17 protein-coding genes, 1 tRNA gene and 1 pseudogene are annotated in these 15,571 nt (G+C 71.7%); 7 read left to right on the top strand and 12 right to left on the bottom strand.

What is annotated here, in order from left to right; genetic code table 11:
• Positions 1-1,196 (top strand): cysteine protease StiP family protein (locus HLK59_RS40765; protein ID WP_171146706.1); only part of this gene is annotated, 1,196 nt, incomplete at its 5' end.
• On the top strand, positions 1,196-2,005 hold the full coding sequence (locus HLK59_RS40770; protein WP_171146707.1) for an HAD family hydrolase: 810 nt from the start codon (positions 1,196-1,198) through the stop codon (positions 2,003-2,005). The genes HLK59_RS40765 and HLK59_RS40770, both read left to right, overlap by 1 nt.
• 25 nt (positions 2,006-2,030) lie before the next feature.
• On the opposite strand, the pseudogene HLK59_RS40775 reads toward HLK59_RS40770, so the two are convergent.
• From HLK59_RS40775 to HLK59_RS40790, 4 genes and pseudogenes are all read right to left on the bottom strand, one after another.
• Positions 2,031-2,654 (bottom strand): annotated as a pseudogene (locus HLK59_RS40775) (DedA family protein); the annotation flags it as partial.
• 65 nt (positions 2,655-2,719) lie between these two features.
• Positions 2,720-2,953: a zinc ribbon domain-containing protein gene (locus tag HLK59_RS40780; RefSeq protein WP_171146709.1), complete on the bottom strand. Its 234-nt coding sequence runs from the start codon at positions 2,951-2,953 to the stop codon at positions 2,720-2,722.
• 20 nt (positions 2,954-2,973) lie between these two features.
• Complete coding sequence (locus HLK59_RS40785) at positions 2,974-4,344, bottom strand: hypothetical protein (protein WP_171146710.1); 1,371 nt, start codon at positions 4,342-4,344, stop codon at positions 2,974-2,976.
• Positions 4,345-4,418: 74 nt separating this feature from the next.
• A complete protein-coding gene (locus tag HLK59_RS40790) occupies positions 4,419-5,186 on the bottom strand; it encodes a DUF4097 family beta strand repeat-containing protein (RefSeq protein WP_171146711.1) in 768 nt (255 codons plus the stop codon).
• A 239-nt stretch (positions 5,187-5,425) separates the two neighbouring features.
• Here HLK59_RS40790 and HLK59_RS40795 point away from each other — a divergent pair.
• Positions 5,426-5,500 (top strand) — tRNA-Val (locus HLK59_RS40795).
• A gap of 55 nt (positions 5,501-5,555) precedes the next feature.
• Here HLK59_RS40795 and HLK59_RS40800 read toward each other — a convergent pair.
• Positions 5,556-5,909: a hypothetical protein gene (locus HLK59_RS40800; RefSeq protein WP_171146712.1), complete on the bottom strand. Its 354-nt coding sequence runs from the start codon at positions 5,907-5,909 to the stop codon at positions 5,556-5,558.
• Between the two features lie 117 nt (positions 5,910-6,026).
• On the opposite strand from HLK59_RS40800, the gene HLK59_RS40805 reads away from it, so the two are divergent.
• Complete coding sequence (locus HLK59_RS40805; protein ID WP_171146713.1) at positions 6,027-6,215, top strand: hypothetical protein; 189 nt, start codon at positions 6,027-6,029, stop codon at positions 6,213-6,215.
• Positions 6,216-6,335: 120 nt separating this feature from the next.
• On the opposite strand, the gene HLK59_RS40810 is transcribed toward HLK59_RS40805, so the two are convergent.
• Positions 6,336-7,241 carry a 2-dehydropantoate 2-reductase gene (locus HLK59_RS40810; RefSeq protein WP_171146714.1) on the bottom strand — a complete coding sequence of 302 codons (906 nt, stop codon included), beginning with the start codon at positions 7,239-7,241 and terminating at the stop codon, positions 6,336-6,338.
• A gap of 157 nt (positions 7,242-7,398) precedes the next feature.
• Here HLK59_RS40810 and HLK59_RS40815 point away from each other — a divergent pair, with 157 nt between their 5' ends.
• Positions 7,399-7,629 (top strand): DUF2277 domain-containing protein, encoded by a 231-nt coding sequence (locus HLK59_RS40815; RefSeq protein ID WP_171146715.1) that lies wholly within the window; start codon positions 7,399-7,401, stop codon positions 7,627-7,629.
• Between the two features lie 37 nt (positions 7,630-7,666).
• Here the strand turns inward: HLK59_RS40815 and HLK59_RS40820 are convergent, their stop codons facing one another.
• The 6 genes from HLK59_RS40820 to HLK59_RS40845 all read right to left on the bottom strand — a co-directional run bounded on the left by HLK59_RS40820 (position 7,667) and on the right by HLK59_RS40845 (position 13,958).
• Positions 7,667-8,290 carry a VTT domain-containing protein gene (locus HLK59_RS40820; protein WP_171146716.1) on the bottom strand — a complete coding sequence of 208 codons (624 nt, stop codon included), beginning with the start codon at positions 8,288-8,290 and terminating at the stop codon, positions 7,667-7,669.
• 200 nt (positions 8,291-8,490) lie between these two features.
• A complete protein-coding gene (locus tag HLK59_RS40825) occupies positions 8,491-8,943 on the bottom strand; it encodes a DoxX family protein (RefSeq protein WP_171146717.1) in 453 nt (150 codons plus the stop codon).
• Positions 8,944-9,028: 85 nt separating this feature from the next.
• On the bottom strand, positions 9,029-10,945 hold the full coding sequence (locus HLK59_RS40830; RefSeq protein ID WP_171146718.1) for an FAD/NAD(P)-binding protein: 1,917 nt from the start codon (positions 10,943-10,945) through the stop codon (positions 9,029-9,031).
• A gap of 111 nt (positions 10,946-11,056) precedes the next feature.
• Positions 11,057-11,464, bottom strand: coding sequence for a hypothetical protein (locus HLK59_RS40835; RefSeq protein WP_171146719.1), 408 nt, complete (start codon positions 11,462-11,464; stop codon positions 11,057-11,059).
• Between the two features lie 134 nt (positions 11,465-11,598).
• Positions 11,599-13,242 carry an alkaline phosphatase D family protein gene (locus HLK59_RS40840; RefSeq protein WP_171146720.1) on the bottom strand — a complete coding sequence of 548 codons (1,644 nt, stop codon included), beginning with the start codon at positions 13,240-13,242 and terminating at the stop codon, positions 11,599-11,601.
• A gap of 71 nt (positions 13,243-13,313) precedes the next feature.
• Positions 13,314-13,958, bottom strand: a complete 645-nt coding sequence (locus HLK59_RS40845; RefSeq protein WP_171146721.1) for an HNH endonuclease family protein — start codon at positions 13,956-13,958, stop codon at positions 13,314-13,316.
• 351 nt (positions 13,959-14,309) lie between these two features.
• Between HLK59_RS40845 and HLK59_RS40850 the strand changes: the two genes are divergently transcribed.
• Together HLK59_RS40850 and HLK59_RS40855 are read left to right on the top strand one after the other, a co-directional pair.
• On the top strand, positions 14,310-14,891 hold the full coding sequence (locus HLK59_RS40850; RefSeq protein ID WP_171146722.1) for a TMEM165/GDT1 family protein: 582 nt from the start codon (positions 14,310-14,312) through the stop codon (positions 14,889-14,891).
• A gap of 163 nt (positions 14,892-15,054) precedes the next feature.
• Positions 15,055-15,571: HAD-IA family hydrolase (locus HLK59_RS40855; protein WP_171146723.1), on the top strand; the 517-nt coding region annotated here is incomplete at its 3' end.

The following is a 15,571-nucleotide window of genomic DNA, read 5'->3' on the forward strand; positions in this document are numbered from 1 at the left end:
CCACCCCCGCGCCCCTGTCCGTCCCCGAAAGGCCCCCCATGCTGCCCGACCCCCTCCGCGGCCCCGCCTTCTCCTCGTACGCCCCGGAAGACGTCGGCTGGCTGCTCCAGGACCTCTCGGACGTGACGCTGGAGGCACCGACCGAGGAACGCGAGGAAGCCATCCAGAGCGGCGGCGCGCACTACGCGGAGTCGCTGCCGGTGGAGTACCAGCCCAGCGACCAGTACCAGCAGCTCTTCCACACCGCGCTCGACGGGTCCGCGCCGCGGCTCGCGCAGGCGGTCGGCGCGGTCACCGAGATCGTGCTCACCGAGCGCTCGCCCCGCCCGGTCCTCGTCTCGCTCGCCCGCGCCGGCACCCCCGTCGGGGTCCTGATGCGCCGCTGGGCGCAGTTCCGGCACGGCCTGGACCTCCCGCACTACGCCGTCTCCATCGTGCGCGGCCGCGGCATCGACGCCAACGCACTGCGCTGGCTGGCCGCCCACCACGACCCGGCCGACGTCGTGTTCGTCGACGGCTGGACCGGCAAGGGCGCCATCACCCGCGAACTGGCCGACGCCATCAAGGAGTTCGAGGCCTCCGACGGCATCACCGGCTTCGACCCGGAGATCGCCGTACTGGCCGACCCGGGCTCGTGCGTACGGACCTACGGCACCCGTGAGGACTTCCTCATCCCCTCCGCCTGCCTCAACTCCACGGTGTCCGGCCTGATCTCACGCACCGTGCTGCGCACCGACCTCGTCGGCCCGAACGACTTCCACGGCGCGAAGTTCTACCGCGAACTCGCCGGCGCCGACGTCTCCGTGGACTTCGTCGACGCCGTCGTCGCCGCCTTCCCGGAGGTCGCGGAGGCGGTCGGGACCCAGGTCAAGGAGCTGCTGTCCGGCGACCGCGCCCCCACCTGGGAGGGCTGGGCGGCCGTCGAGCGGATCAGCGAGGAGTACGGCATCCACGACGTGAACCTCGTCAAGCCCGGTGTCGGCGAGACCACCCGGGTGCTGCTGCGCCGGGTGCCCTGGAAGATCCTGGCGCGGGCCGGCGCGGGCGCCGACCTGGACCATGTGCGCCTGTTGGCCGAACAGAGAGGTGTCCCGGTGGAAGAGGTCGACGAACTCCCGTACACCTGCGTGGGGTTGATCCACCCCAAGTACACGCGGGGCGCGACGGGCGCCGACGGCAAGGCGGTGACCGTCTGATGCCGGTGCTGGTGGCTAGTGACCTCGACCGTACGCTCATCTACTCCTCCGCGGCCCTCGCGCTGACCATGCCGGACGCGCGGGCGCCCCGGCTGCTCTGCGTCGAGGTGCACGAGAGCAGACCGCTGTCGTTCATGACGGAGACGGCCGCCGCACTGCTGGCCGACCTCGGCGACGCGGCGGTGTTCGTGCCGACGACCACCCGGACCCGTAAGCAGTACCAGCGCATCAACCTGCCGGGCCCGCCCCCGAAGTACGCGATCTGCGCCAACGGCGGGCATCTGCTGGTGGACGGAGTGACGGACGCCGACTGGCACGCGCGCGTGCAGGCCCGGCTGGCCGACGAGTGCGCGCCCCTGGACGAGGTCCGCGAGCACCTGCTGCGGACGGCCGACCCCCTGTGGGTGCGCAAGCACCGGGTCGCCGAGGACCTCTTCGCCTACCTCGTCGTCGAGCGCGAACTGCTGCCCGAGGACTGGGTGAAGGAGCTCGCGGTGTGGGCGGAGAACCGCGGCTGGACGGTCTCCCTCCAGGGCCGCAAGATCTACGCCGTCCCCAAGCCGCTGACCAAGAGCGCCGCCATGCGCGAGGTCGCCCGCCGCACCGGCGCGGAGCTCACGCTGGCCGCCGGTGACTCCCTCCTCGACGCCGATCTGCTGCTCGCCGCGGACAAGGCCTGGCGGCCGGGCCACGGGGAGCTCGCCGACGAGGGCTTCGCCGCTCCGACGCTCACCGCGCTGCCGGAACGGGGCGTGCTGGCGGGGGAGCGGATCCTGCGGGAGTTCCTGAAGGGGACGCGGGGGATCTGAGCTAGGACTCGACGCGCACGTCCCGGGTGCGCCTGCGGCGGCCGGATCCCGGTCGCCGCAGCAGTCGTACGACGACGAACGCCAGCACCGCCAGCGCGGCCCCCACGAGGACGACCTTCGAGTACGCGGACACGATGTCCGTGACCCGGGTCCAGTTGTCACCCAGCAGATAGCCCGCCATCACGAACGCGGTGTTCCACAGCGCGCTGCCCAGCGTGGTCAGACCGAGGAACACCGGCAGGGGCATGCGTTCGACGCCGGCCGGCACCGAGATCAGGCTGCGGAAGATCGGGATCATCCGGCCGAAGAACACCGCCTTGGTGCCGTGCCGCAGGAACCACGCCTCGGTCTTCTCGATGTCCGAGACCTTCACCAGCGGCAGCCGCGCCGCGATCGCCACCGTGCGCTCACGGCCGAGCAGCGCGCCGACACCGTAGAGGGCGAGCGCGCCGATCACCGAACCGGCGGTCGTCCACAGCAGCGCCGCCCACAGGCTCATTTGGCCGGTGCTCGCCGCGAACCCCGCGAGCGGCAGGATGACCTCGCTCGGCAGCGGAGGGAAGAGGTTCTCCAGGGCGATGGCCAGGCCGGCGCCGGGCGCGCCGAGCGTGTCCATGAGTCCGTTGATCCACTGCGGTGCGGCTGTCATGCCGCTCACGGTAGGAAACCGCAGCTGAAGGTTTCCTGAAGCCGTCGTCCGTTAGCTGGTGCCCGTCAGCCGCAGCAGCCTCCGCCGCAGCAACCGCCACCGCCTCCGCCTCCGCCGCCTCCGGAGCGGGGGGCCTGGGCCGGTGCGGAGGCCGAGCCGCCGACGGCCACCGTCGACAGCAGCTTCACCGTGTCACCGTGGCCGGCCGGGCAGTCCGCGGGGGCGGACGACTCCGCCATCGGACGGCTCAGTTCGAACGTGTCGCCGCAGGTCCGGCACCGGTACTCGTAACGAGGCATGCGCACAGGTTAACCGCGCCTCAGTGGGCGGCGCCGCGCTCCTCCCGGATCTGCGCCACCACGCGCGTCACCGTCTGCCGCACCGCCTCCGTCTCCGTGAGGAAGTGCCAGTAGTCGGGGTGGCGGCCCTCCAGCGTGCCGATCGCCCGCTCCAGGCGGGCCACGGAGTCGTCCAGGGGGCGCGCGTGCCGCGGGTCGGGGGTGTTCCGGCCCGTCATGGCCAGCCGCTGCGCGTCCCGGATGGCGAACCGGGTCCGGTCGATCTCCTGCTGGGGGTCCTTCTGTACGGCGTTCAGCCGCCGCAGCCGGTCGCCCGCCGCGGAGACGGACTCGTCGGTGGTGTTCAGCAGGGCCCGTACGGTCGACAGCAGGGCGGTCGCGTCCGGCCAGCGCTGCTCGTCGCGGGCGGCGCGGGCCTGTGTGAGCTTCTGCTCGGCCTGGCGTACGTTCTCCGCGGCCTGGTCCGGGACGTGCTGGAGGTCCTGCCAGCAGGCGGCCGTGAAGCGGCGGCGCAGCTCGCTCAGGACCGGGTCGACCTGGCCCGCGCGGGTGGTGAGGGCCTGGGCGCGGGTGCGCAGGGAGACGAGCCGGTGGTCGATCTCGGCAGCCTTCTCGGGCAGCCGCTCGGACTCGACCCGGACCGTCTCGGCCTCCCGGGCGACGCGCTCGGCACGCTCCAGGGTGTCCGGGACGCCATGCTGTCCGGCGCCCTGGTTCAGCTTGGTCAGCTCGGGGCCGAGGGCGGCGAGCCGGGCGGCGAGGTCGTCGGCCTTCAGCCCCGACTCGCGTACGGCGTCCAGGGCGTTGGAGGCGGCCAGGAGCCCCTGCCGGGCCCGTTCGACCGCGGGAGCGAGGCGGGCCAGCTGGGTCTCGGCCTTGCCGAGGAGCGGACCGAGGCTGTCGCCGAAGCGGTCCAGCTCCCGCTTGACATTGGCGAGCTCGTCCTTGGCCTTGGTGAGCTCGGTACGCGCGCGTACGGCGACCGAGGCCTCCAGGTCGTCCCGGTCGAGGTCGTGCGCGTCGACGGCCTCGATGTACTGGTGGCTGGCCTCGTCGATCCGTCTGCTGACCGCCTCGAAGTCGGCGACCGCGCGCCGGGCGGCGGGGGAGTCGTCGACCGCGGTGATCGTCTCTATCGAGATCCGCAGATCGCGCTGGGCGGTGTCCAGCTCGTAGAAGGCGGCCGCGGCGGCGTCCTTCGCGGCCTGCGCCTCGGCCCGCTGGCTCTCGGAGCGCCCGCCGAACCAGCGCCGGGTGCCGCCGCCGGCGAACGCCACGGGCAGCGCGAGGGCGGCGACCAGGGGCAACGCGATGAGGGTGAGTGTGTCGCGCAGCGCGTGTTGTGCGCGCGACTCCGACGGCGAGTACGGCTGCGCTGGTGTCGCCGTCACATCCCTCTCCCGTGCTGTGTCCGTCCTGGCCCGGTGTCATTCTCCCACCGGTTAAGGACGAACACACGGGCCCGTTAGTTCGCGGTCCGGACCGTGACTTTGCCGTCGCCGGTGCGGGCGGTGATGACATGCGTGCTGGAGTCGGCCCGCGGCACGGAAACATCCACCCCGCCGTCACCGGTCTGGGTCGTCACCTTGTACGTGGCCTCGGGGACGTCGATGGTCACGGAACCGTCGCCGCTCCTGGACTCCACGCGGTCCGGTACGACGCCCAGTTCGAGGTGGACCGAGCCGTCGCCGGTCTCGGAGCGCACGTCGCGCGAGGTGACGTCGGCGCGCACGGAGCCGTCGCCGGTCTTCAGGACGAGCGGGCCGCTGGAGTCGGTGACATGCACCGATCCATCTCCCGTACGAATGCTCAGCGCGTCCTCGAACCCCCTGGCCCGCACGCTCCCGTCCCCGTCCTCGACCTTCACGGCGACCCCGCGCGGGACCTCGATCCGGTGCTTGGCCGCGCAGTCGGCGACCACGCCGGTGCACGTCATCCGCAGCTTCAGCGTGTCGTCCTTCATCGACCAGGTGACCTTCGGGTCCTTGCCGAGGGCGACCGTGCCCTTGAACCAGCGGGTGACCTCGACCTGGCCCTCCTTGTTGCCGTCGGCGGCGACGATCTCCAGCGCCGAGTCGTCGGAGTCGATGGTCAGCGTCTTGCCCTCCAGCGTGAACGACCGCTGATCCGGGTCCTTGTCGTCCCCGGCGGAGGCACCACAGGCGCTGACGCCCGCGATGAGGACGACGGCGCCGGCGGCGAGGACCATGCGAGCGGTGGCGGTACGAGCCATTGGGATCTCCCCCTGAGCCAGAATGATGAGGCTCTTCGACCGTACGGAGCGGGGAGCTGCCACGGGATCCGGGACGCTCCCGGATCCGGGGTGGGGAAAACCCCCGGATCTACCCTGAGACCCGGCCTGAGATCCGGCTCCGTCCGGCTCCCGCGATACGCGTTTGCAGGACAGGGCACCGGGCAAGGTAGTCTGTCGACTCGTCCTGAGCGCGGATGCAGCGCGGATGTTCGGGACCCGGGTGCGTAGCTCAGGGGTAGAGCGCCTGCCTTACAAGCAGGATGTCGGCGGTTCGAAACCGTCCGCGCCCACCATGTGTACGGCCCCTCGGAGCGATCTCCGGGGGGCCGTCTCCGTGCTCGGAGTCCACTAGGAATCCACATCGGCATCCGCATCCGCATCCGCATCCGCATGCTTCAGCTTCATGCGGGCGTCCACGCGTTCGCCGCCCGTGACCTCCGTCCAGAAGCGGTGGCCGGTGATGAAGACGGCGAGTTCGTGTTCGCGCTGTCTGAGCTTCTCGACCTCGGCCTGTTCGTCGGGTGTCCAGCCGGGGGAGGCGGGGCGTTCCACCTTGCGCCAGCCCGCGGTGTCGCTGAAGCCGTCCAGTGGCTCGACCGACCAGGGCAGTCGCTTGAGCAGGGCCGACAGCTCCGCCCGGACCTGATGCAGCTCCTCCTGGCCGGCGAGGAGGTCACTCGGAAAGTCATAGGTCGTAGCCACGGCGCAATGCTACGCCTGTTCGATTTAGGGGTGCGAGTTTCCAGGGGTAGTTCGTGTGTTCGAGTGAGGGGGATCTGAGAGGATCACCGGAACCGTACGAACGCAGGGGTAGGGGACATGACCGTTCTGGTGCTGTTGGTCGTTCTGGCGCTCGCCGTATTCGGGTGCGTGTGCGTGGTCTGGGCGGACCGCGGCGGGCCGGCCTGGGTCCGCGCCGTGGCGGCCGTGACCTTGGGCCTGGGCAGGGTGGTACGGAGCTCGGGGAAGAGGAGCGGCGGGAACTCGTCCAACTCCGACGACGGCTGAGCGCTCCGCCCGACCCGCTCAGGCGCGCTCGGTCATCAGGCGCGCTCGGTCATGTCGAGGACGCAAGCGGCCCGCGCTGCCGTGGAGGCGGCGCGGGCCGTTGGTCTCGGCGGGTCCGGCTCAGTGGCCGGCGTTCCTCAGTTCCCGGACCAGGCGGGTCGCCACCGGCACCGGTACTCCGTGTCGCGCCGCGGCGCGGAGCAACGCGTCGCCGATCGCGTCCAGTTCGAGGGGGCGGCCCGCCTCGGCGTCGCGCTGCATGGAGGACCTGGTCGTGGCGGGGAACGCGTCGTAGCGGGCCAGGGCCTGGGCCGGGTCTGCCGGGGCGCCCGACGCGCGGCTCACCGCGGCCGTCTCCTCGACCAGGGCCGTCAGCTCCTCGCGGTGGCGGGTGCGGACGTCGCCCAGGGGGAGGGCGTAGCGCGTGGTCAGGAGGGCGAGCGGGGCCAGGAACGACATCTTGGCCCACAGCGCCGCCGTCTCGTCGGGCAGCACCCGGGTGGTCGGACCGGCCGACCCCAGCGCGTCCGCCAGTGCCTCCAGACGCTCCTTCGCCACCCCGTCCCCGGTCAGGTCGATCTCGGCGAACGGGCTGCCGTGCACGATCTCTCCCGGCGCCACCCGCGTCGACTCCACGCGGATCACCGCCGGGGCCACCACGTCCTCGCGATAGCGGGCCCGTAGCGTCGCCGGATGCTCCACGCCGTTCAGGAACGGCACCAGGAGCGCATCGCCCAGCGCCGCCGGTGGAACGCGGTCCAGGGCGGCCTCCAGCGCCGTCTGCTTCACCGCCACCAGGCAGACGTCCACCGGCACCCGCAGCTCGGTGTCCGTCTCCACCGCGGCCGTGAAATCCCCGAACAGGCCACTGCGGACCCTGATCCCGGACGCCCGCAGAGCCGCGGCCGTCCCGTCCCCGGCCAGGCAGATCACCCGGTGCCCGGCCCGCGACAGCAGTCCGGCGAGCAGGCCGCCGATGCCGCCCGGGCCCAGCACGGCCACGGTCGGTTTCTCGTCGTGCGTCATCACACGAAGTCCCTTCGTCGGTCGGCCCCTTGAATGGTGGCCGCCTCGGAACGGATCATCGCAGACGCCGGAGCCGCACGGACTCCCAGCGTCGTCGTACTCCGCACAATTCCGTGGACACCCGGCGCCAAGCTCCGGCCGGGGTGAGACTGGGGGTATGTGCCGCAGCATCAAGACCCTTCGCCCGCCCGCGTTGCCCGAGGAGGCGACGGAGGACGAGATCCGGGCCGCCGCCCTCCAGTACGTGCGGAAGGTGTCCGGCTTCCGGGCGCCGGCCGCGCACAACAAGGAGGTCTTCGAGCGGGCGGTGGCCGCGGTGGCCGAGGCCACCGCGGAGCTACTGGCCGACCTGGAGGTCCGGGGCGCGGCGGCACAACGCGCCGGTTAGCCGGGCCGGTGGGCCGCCGGCGGGCGGAGGCGCCCCGCTACGCCGGCTGGCGGCGCATCACGTACGCCGCTCCGGCGCCCGCGCCGAACAGGGCCAGGACCGAGACGCCCGTCGCCAGCCAGGTCGTGCCCAGCCACTGGGCGCCGTAGTAGCCGAGGGCGACGCTGTAGGCCGCCCAGGCCAGGCCTGCCAGGGCGGACCAGGGCAGGAACTCCCGGACCCGGCGGTGGGCGGCGCCCGCGACGAGGGAGACGACCGAGCGGCCGGCCGGGGCGAAGCGGGCGAGGACGACCAGGGGGCCGCCGCCGCGGGCCAGGGCCGAGCCGAGACGTTCCTGCGCCGTGGTGAGGCGGCGGGAGCGGGCGATGGCCCGGTCCAGGCGGGCGCCGCCGCGCCAGGCCAGCCGGTAGGCGACCAGATCGCCGAGCACCGAGGCCGTCGCGGCGACGAGGGTGAGCAGCATGAGGTCGGGGACCTCGCCCGGGACCTTGCCGGTGGCCGCACCCGTGCCCGCCGCCGCGGCCGTGGCGGCGGTGATCACCAGGACGCCGCTCGGCAGGACCGGCAGGAACACGTCGAGCAGCACCGACGCGGCCACCATCGCGTAGATGATTCCTGGGCTGCCGGTCAGCACGCCCGTACTCCCGAGACTCTCGAACACCGTCACTCCCCGTTTTCCCCCGTAACAGCCCTACAGCGTACGCCCGAGGTGTGACAGGAGATTCATGGGGGGCGCGTGTGTTCGGCACAGCATGTTCACCCGGCCGACACGTGCCGGGGCGCGGCAGGTGGCGGGGAGGCGGAAACGGCGCCCGCCCCCAGGTGGGGACGGGCGCCGTCGGGTGCGGGTGCGGGTGTGGCTCAGGCGGCCACGGGTGCCTGGTCCGAGGCGGGCCGTTCGGCGGCCGTCGAGCGCTTCTGGAACAGCCGGTCGAGCCCGAAGGCGCCGGAGCCGGTGAAGACCAGCAGCAGGAAGGCCCAGCAGAACATCGCCGCGCCCTCGCCGCTGTTCTCGATCGGCCACAGGGCGTTCGGCTGGTGCACCTTGAAGTAGGCGTAGGCCATCGCGCCCGAGGCGATGAAGGCGGCGAAGCGGGTGCCCAGGCCGATCAGGATGAGCGAGCCGCCGACGAGCTCGATCGCGGCCGCGTACCAGCCGGGCCAGGTGCCCAGCTCGACGGTGCCGCCCTTGCCGTCCGCGCCGCCGAGCACGCCGAAGAGCGCGACGGCGCCGTGGCTGGTGAAGAGCAGGCCGACGACGATGCGGAACAGGCCGAGGACGTACGGCTGGGCGCTGTTGAGGCGTCCGGTCATGTGGGGGGTACTCCTACGGTCGGACCGGTCCGTGGGGAGGGCCGGTCGGGGACAGAACCGAGCGAGCACCCCACGTTAGGTGGGGCTAATCAATGCTTGCAAGTTCAACATTTGGCCACGGCTTTGCTTCCACTTGAGGTTCCGTTCCCGTCGTAGCCGCACGTAGAGCCGATCTCGCGACCGCGTCGGCGTCCGAAAGCGTGACCGAATCCACACCCGGGCGGGCGCCCGCCGCGGTCACCCAGTGCACGCCCTCCGTCGGCACCCCGAACGCGAACCGCCTGCTGTGCGCCCGCCCTTGACGGTCGATCAGGTGATACGGCCGGGGCGTCACGTCCAGTCCGCCGGTCTCGTAGCCGTCGACCGAGTGCGGCCGGCACTGTCCGGTCCTCAGCAGCCGGGCGAGGAGTCCGTCGGCGGTGTGCCGCAGATCCGGTTCCGGAAGCCGTGCCTCTATGAGCGTCGTCACGCGTACGCCGGACCCCGGGACGTCGGGCGAGCGCGCCACCCAGGCCCCGTCCTGGGCCCGGACCTCCAGGCGCGGTCCCAGCACCTCCACCACGCCCGCCTCCACCAGCGCCACCAGCTCCTCGATCCGGCGGCGGGGCGGGCCGATGGACAGGAAGGCGTTGAGCGGGGTGTACCAGCGGTCGAGGTGGTCCCGGCGGGAGGCGCCGGCGATGCCGCCGTGGTCGACGGTCAGCCGGAGCTCGTTGCGCAGGTCGCGCAGCACGTCGAGGGCGGCCTTGAGGGGGCCGTTCGTGTTGCCCAGGGCGGCCTGCGCGGCGTCCTCGCGCAGATGCGCCAGCAGCCACTCGCGCCACTGCCCGGGCCGGCTGAAGCCGTGCCCGGCGTACGGCCGGGAGATCCGGTCCCAGCTCCAGCGGCCGGCGTCCGGGACGCCGAACTCGTCGAGGAGCAGCGCCTCTTCGGGGTGACCGTGCGGGACGGCGAGGAAGCGGTCCGCGAAGTCCCCGTCCTTCACGCCCTTCACGTCCTTCACGTCCTTCAGGAGGAGTTCGTAGTAGACCGTCTCCACCTCCTTCGCCACCAGCGGCCATATCTCGGCGAGGAAGTCGGGTGCCTCGCCCGAGTCGGCGCGCTTGCGGAAGCCCGCTATGACCTCCGGCGTCAGGACACGCGGGGTGTGACGGCCGTACGGACCCTTCGCGTTGTCTCCGCGTGCCTGGTAGGGGACACCGCGCCGGGAGCCGGCGTACAGCCGGGGCTCGCGGCCGGAGGGGACGTACCGCAGCCCGCGCCGACCGGCCACGAAGCGGCCGCCGCGGCCTGTCGTCAACAGGGCCGTGTGGTCGAAGAAGTTGAGGCCGAGGCCGCGCAACAGGACCGGCTCGCCCGGCAGGACGGGGGAGAGGTCGACGTCGGCCGGGTTGGCGGGCGGGATGTGGAGCAGGCCGTGGGACCCGGCGTACGACGAGAGGGTCCGTCGCGCCGCGTCGGGGACGGTCGGCAGATGGCCCTGGGCGAGGACGACGGCGGACAGGCCGGTCAGTTCACGGCCGTCGTCGAGGGTGAGGACCTGGCGGCCGTCGGGGGCGTCGTCGAGCCGTAGCGCGCGGGCCGGGTGGGTCCGTACCCGGACGCCGGGCGGTGCCTCGCGCACCGTACGGGCGAACACCCACTCCAGATAACGGCCGTAGTGGGCGCGGCTCGGATACTCGTCCGGGCCCAGTTCGCCGGCCGCCCACTCGTGCAGGCTGGGGCCGGGGCGGACGGGGCCGGAACAGTCGACGCTCTCGTCGGTGAACAGGGTCACCTGACAGGCCACGGTGTTCATCAGCAGGTCCGCCGGCTGCGCGGTGCGCCAGACGCGGCCGGCGCCGGGCGGTGCCGGGTCGACCACGTGGACGGTGAGCCGGGCGCCGGGCGGGAGCAGTTCCGGCGCGGAGGCGCAGAGGCGTTCCAGGACGCTGGTGCCGCGCGGCCCGGCGCCGACCACGGCGACGGAGACGGGCACGCAGGCCGTGGTCGGTGCGGACAAAACGGGGACTCCCGGGCGTGTGGGGGCGCTTGGCAGCAGACCGCCCACCGGAAGCGGACGGTCCGCCTCATCATGCCTGCCGTGCGCCGGCCGGGCGGCAGGTACCCCGGATCACGCTTCGCCGGTGGCGATCGAGAGCCAGGGGGTCCAGGTCGAACAGTTCTCCCAGCCGATGTCGTCGGAGTAGTCCCGCAGACACACCTTGATCCGGACCTTGTAGTCCTCGTCGAAGTTGTAGTTGCACTGCTCGCGGCCGGTGAACGCGCCGCCGGTGGCCTTGCACTCGCCGTCGCGGCCGTAGTTGGTCTCCCAGCGGGTGACGACGCTCTTGCTGTCGGGGGCGATGTCGTTCGCCATGATCCAGTCGCCCTCGGCCTGGAAGGCGCCCTCGCCGGCGTTGTCGGAGGTGTAGGCGTGCTGCGGCCAGCCGGTCGGGTACCAGGTGCCGGCGTGCGCCGGTGCGGCCATCAGGGCGATGCCCGCGCCGGCGGCGGCGAGCGAGATGCTGATCTTCTTCAACAAGGCGTGTCCTCAGGGCAGTTGAGCCGTCGGTGAGGCTCAAGTGCCGAGGAGCGTATGCGCGGACGCGGGTTCGCTGAAGATTCAAATGTGCCCAACTCGCATGTCCCAGGGCTCACTTGTGCACAGTGCGGTCACTTCTCGCTCAGCACCGACTCCGACACCACGGCCAGCCGGGCCTTGCCGCCGCGCACGGCCCGCGCCTGCTCCAGCCGCAGTCGTGCCGAACGCCCGCGCAGCGTCAGCGTCATGAGCTGGTTGCCGAACCACGGGCCGCCCGTCCGCCGCCAGTCCACCGACGGCTGCGGACAGGCGCCGTGCCCGGCGAACCGGCGCCCCAGGAAACGGCCCACCGCGCTCCACCCGAAGCGGAAGCCGAGGCGTATCGACAGCGGTATGGAGTTGTGGACGGGAGAGCAGGTCAACTGGAGCACCCGCGCATCGGGCCCGCTCCCCTCCGGCCACGTCGGCTCGGCGACGTACGCGTGATGCACGTCGCCCGACAGCACGCACACCGTCGCCGGCGCGTCCGGCCCCGACCCCGCCTCCGCGATGAGCTCCACCAGCGCCTCGAAGGACGCCGGGAACGCCGCCCAGTGCTCCAGGTCCGCCCGCCGCCGCAGATCCTCCCCGAACCGCGCCCAGCGCGCCCCGCGTTCACCCCGGCACAGTGCCGCGTTCCACGCCTCGGCGTCGTGCACCAGATGCGGCAGCAGCCAGGGCAGCGAGGTCCCGATCAGGAGATGGTCGTACGACCCCGGTCCGTCCAGCACCTGCTCGCGCACCCACCGCGCCTCACCGGGGTCGAGCATCGCGCGGCTCTCCTCGTCCAGGACCCGCGCCGCCCGGCTGTCGACCATCACGAGCCGCACCCGCCCGAAGTCGCGCCGGTAACTCCAGCGCACGGACGCCGGATCGGCATCCGCCTTGCAGGCGAAGGCCCGCAACTCGTCGGTGCCGTCCGGGGTTTCGCGTACGGCGGCGTAGAGCGAATCGGAATCGAGCTCCGCCGGGGACAGGTTCCCCAGGTGCTGGTGCACCCAGTACGACATCAGCCCGCTCAGCAGCCGCTCCCGCCACCACGGGGTGGCCCGCATGTCCTCGACCCAGGCGGCGGAGGTGTTCCAGTCGTCTATGACGTCATGGTCGTCGAAGATCATGCAACTGGGCACGGTGGACAGCAGCCAGCGGATCTCGGGATCGAGCCAGGACTCGTAGTAGAGGTGGGTGTACTCCTCGTAGTCCGCGACCTCGCTGCCGGGCGGATCCCTCAGATCCCGTCGCGTCGCGAGCCACCGCCGGGTCGCGGGCGAGGTCTCGTCGGCGTAGACCTGATCGCCCAACAGCAGCAGCACGTCGGGCCGTTCACGGTCCGGGTCGGTCGCGATCCGGGACGCCAGGGTGTCCAGGGCGTCCGGCCCGACGGGGTCCGGCTCACCGCCGGGCGGCGCGGCCCAGCGGCAGGACCCGAAGGCGACGCGGACGGTGTCGTCCTCGGCCGGCGTGCGGATGACGGACTCCGGGAACGGGGAGTCGGGCAGGGGCCACACGCGTACCCCGTCGAGCAGGACCTCGTACGACGACGAGGTCCCCGGTGTCAGACCGGTGACCGGAACCAGCGCGTAGTGATGCCCCGAGACCTGGAAAGTACGGGTCTCGCCCCCCGCCCCGCCCGCGCAGCGCACCTCGGCGACGCACGGACGGCTCGCCTCGACCCATACGGTCGCGGACGAGCCGTCGGCGTACCTGAGCAGCGGTCCCAACCGAAGTTCGGCCACGTGATCCTCCTCCGTCGCCCCGTACGGTACGGAACGACGGAGGCCGGCGGGGAGGTTCCGTCACCGAATCGTCAGCAGCTGGCCAGGTAGCTGGTGAGCGCGCTCTTCTCCGCGGAGTCCACGGACAGGTCGTAGTAGTACTTCACCTGGACCCAGGCGCGGACGTAGGTGCAGCGGTACGAGGTGACCGACGGCATCCACTCGGCCGGGTCCTGGTCGCTCTTGGACTGGTTCACGTTGTCCGTGACGGCGATGAGCTGCGGGCGGGTCAGGTCGTTGGCGAAGTTCTGGCGCTGGGTGGAGGTCCAGCTGTCGGCGCCGGAGTCCCAGGCCTCGGCCAGCGGCACGAGGTGGTCGATGTCCAGGTCGGAGGCGGCGGTCCAGGTGGCGCCGTCGTAGGGGGAGTACCAGGTGCCGCTGGTGGCGGCGCAGGCGGAGCTGGTGACGACGTTCGTACCGTCCCGCTTCAGGACCGTCTCACGGGTGTTGCAGGTGCCGGAGATGGTGATCCAGTGGTTGAACAGGTCGCGGTCGTACCCGGTGCGGTCCTCCGTCGCCACGGTGAGGGAGGCGAGGTAGGTGCGGGCGGTGGCGGCGCTGACCGGGGTGGGCAGCGCGGCGGAGGCGGTCGGACCGTTGAAAAGTCCGACCGAGGCTATGAGTCCGGTGAGCGCGGCGAGTATGCTGAGTCGTCGACGCGCGTAGAACTTCGCCATGCGAACTCCCTTTGAGGGGTGGGGGTGTTGGAGCGCGAGCGATGGAATGCTCGCGGCTTCGTGTTGCCGGGAGGTGTGCGTTGGGTAAGAAGTTAATGACGCGTACATGACACGACAAGGTTTATGGCGAAACGATCTCGTATGATTGACGGAGTTGAAGGGGAGTAGCTCTTCGCCGGACCGTCGACATACTGCTCAGCTCGTCTGAGCCGGCGCCCGGAGGCAGGTCATCCGTGACCGGCCAGCGAGACCTTCGGCCAGTAGTGCACTGACTGTGTGCTGCCGTGCCGAGGTGTGTCGTTTCGCAGGACCAGCACTCTCGGTGGGGCAGCCCCGACCGATTGAGGACCCTTGATCAGCTTCACCGTGACGGCCGTGGTCTTCGGCGTCGTCTTCCTCGCAGAGCTGCCGGACAAGACCGCACTGGCGGGCCTCGTCCTCGGCACCCGCTATCGGGCGTCGTACGTCTTCGCCGGCGTGGCGGCCGCCTTCGCCCTCCATGTGGCACTCGCCGTCGCGGCGGGCAGCGTGCTGACCCTCCTGCCGCAGCAGATCGTCCACGCGCTCACCGGCGTCCTCTTCCTCGGCGGCGCGGCGATGTTGCTCCTGAAGAAGGACGAGGACGACGAAGAGATCCGGCGCCCGGAGAACCAGTCCTTCTGGAAGGTGGCGGGCGCCGGCTTCATGCTCATCCTCGTCGCCGAGTTCGGTGACCTCACCCAGATCATGACGGCGAATCTCGCCGCCCGCTACGACGATCCGCTCTCCGTCGGTCTCGGTGCGGTGCTCGCGCTCTGGGCGGTGGCCGGGCTGGGCATCGTCGGTGGAAAGGCGCTGATGAAGCGGGTGCCGTTGCGTTTGATCACGAAGGTGGCGGCGCTGCTGATGCTGGGGCTCGGGGTGTGGAGCCTGTGGGAGGCGGTCGCGGGGTGAGCTGAACGGCCGGTGAACAGTTCCGGGATGCGCTGGCGCAAAGCGGACCTTGTTTTGTATCGTAGAGGAACAAAGTGGCTCCCCGCCCGTTCTCCCTGACCGGCGGGCGGGGGCCGCCTTGTCCCTCCGGGTCACCCCCGGTCCCCGCGCCTTGGAGCTGCCGATGACGGCCACCGCCGTGCCCACCGTGCTCACCGCCCGTGCCCTCCTGCTCGACATGGACGGCACCCTCGTGAACTCCGATGCCGTCGTCGAGCGCTGCTGGCGGCGGTGGGCGTCGCGGCACGGGCTGGACGGCGACGAGGTCATGAAGGTCGTCCACGGGCGGCAGGGGTACGCGTCGATGGCGTTGCTGCTGCCGGATCGGCCGATGGAGCAGAACCACGCGGACAACGCGCGGATGCTGGCCGAGGAGACCGCCGACATGGACGGCGTGGTGGCGATAGCGGGGGCGTCGGAGTTCCTGGCGTCCCTGCGTGGTGTGCCGCACGCGCTGGTGACCTCGGCGGATGTCGCGCTGTCCACGGCGCGGATGGCGGCGGCCGGTCTGCTGCTGCCGGACATCCGGATCACCGCTGAGTCCGTGGGCGCGAGCAAGCCGGATCCGGAGGGTTTCCTCAAGGGGGCCGCGGAGCTGGGGCTGGCGCCGGAGGACTGTGTCGTCTTCGAGGACTCGGGGG

It is taken from the genome of Streptomyces sp. S3(2020), from assembly GCF_013044505.1.
Lineage (GTDB): Bacteria > Actinomycetota > Actinomycetes > Streptomycetales > Streptomycetaceae > Streptomyces.

Bases quoted from the DNA above. Each gene is read 5' to 3' on its own strand.
- HLK59_RS40770 (WP_171146707.1), top strand. From the start codon at position 1,196: ATGCCGGTGCTGGTGGCTAGTGACCTCGACCGTACGCTCATCTACTCC.
- HLK59_RS40780 (WP_171146709.1), bottom strand. From the start codon at position 2,953: ATGCCTCGTTACGAGTACCGGTGCCGGACCTGCGGCGACACGTTCGAA.
- HLK59_RS40790 (WP_171146711.1), bottom strand. From the start codon at position 5,186: ATGGCTCGTACCGCCACCGCTCGCATGGTCCTCGCCGCCGGCGCCGTC.
- HLK59_RS40805 (WP_171146713.1), top strand. From the start codon at position 6,027: ATGACCGTTCTGGTGCTGTTGGTCGTTCTGGCGCTCGCCGTATTCGGG.
- HLK59_RS40810 (WP_171146714.1), bottom strand. From the start codon at position 7,241: ATGACGCACGACGAGAAACCGACCGTGGCCGTGCTGGGCCCGGGCGGC.
- HLK59_RS40815 (WP_171146715.1), top strand. From the start codon at position 7,399: ATGTGCCGCAGCATCAAGACCCTTCGCCCGCCCGCGTTGCCCGAGGAG.
- HLK59_RS40825 (WP_171146717.1), bottom strand. From the start codon at position 8,943: ATGACCGGACGCCTCAACAGCGCCCAGCCGTACGTCCTCGGCCTGTTC.
- HLK59_RS40845 (WP_171146721.1), bottom strand. From the start codon at position 13,958: ATGGCGAAGTTCTACGCGCGTCGACGACTCAGCATACTCGCCGCGCTC.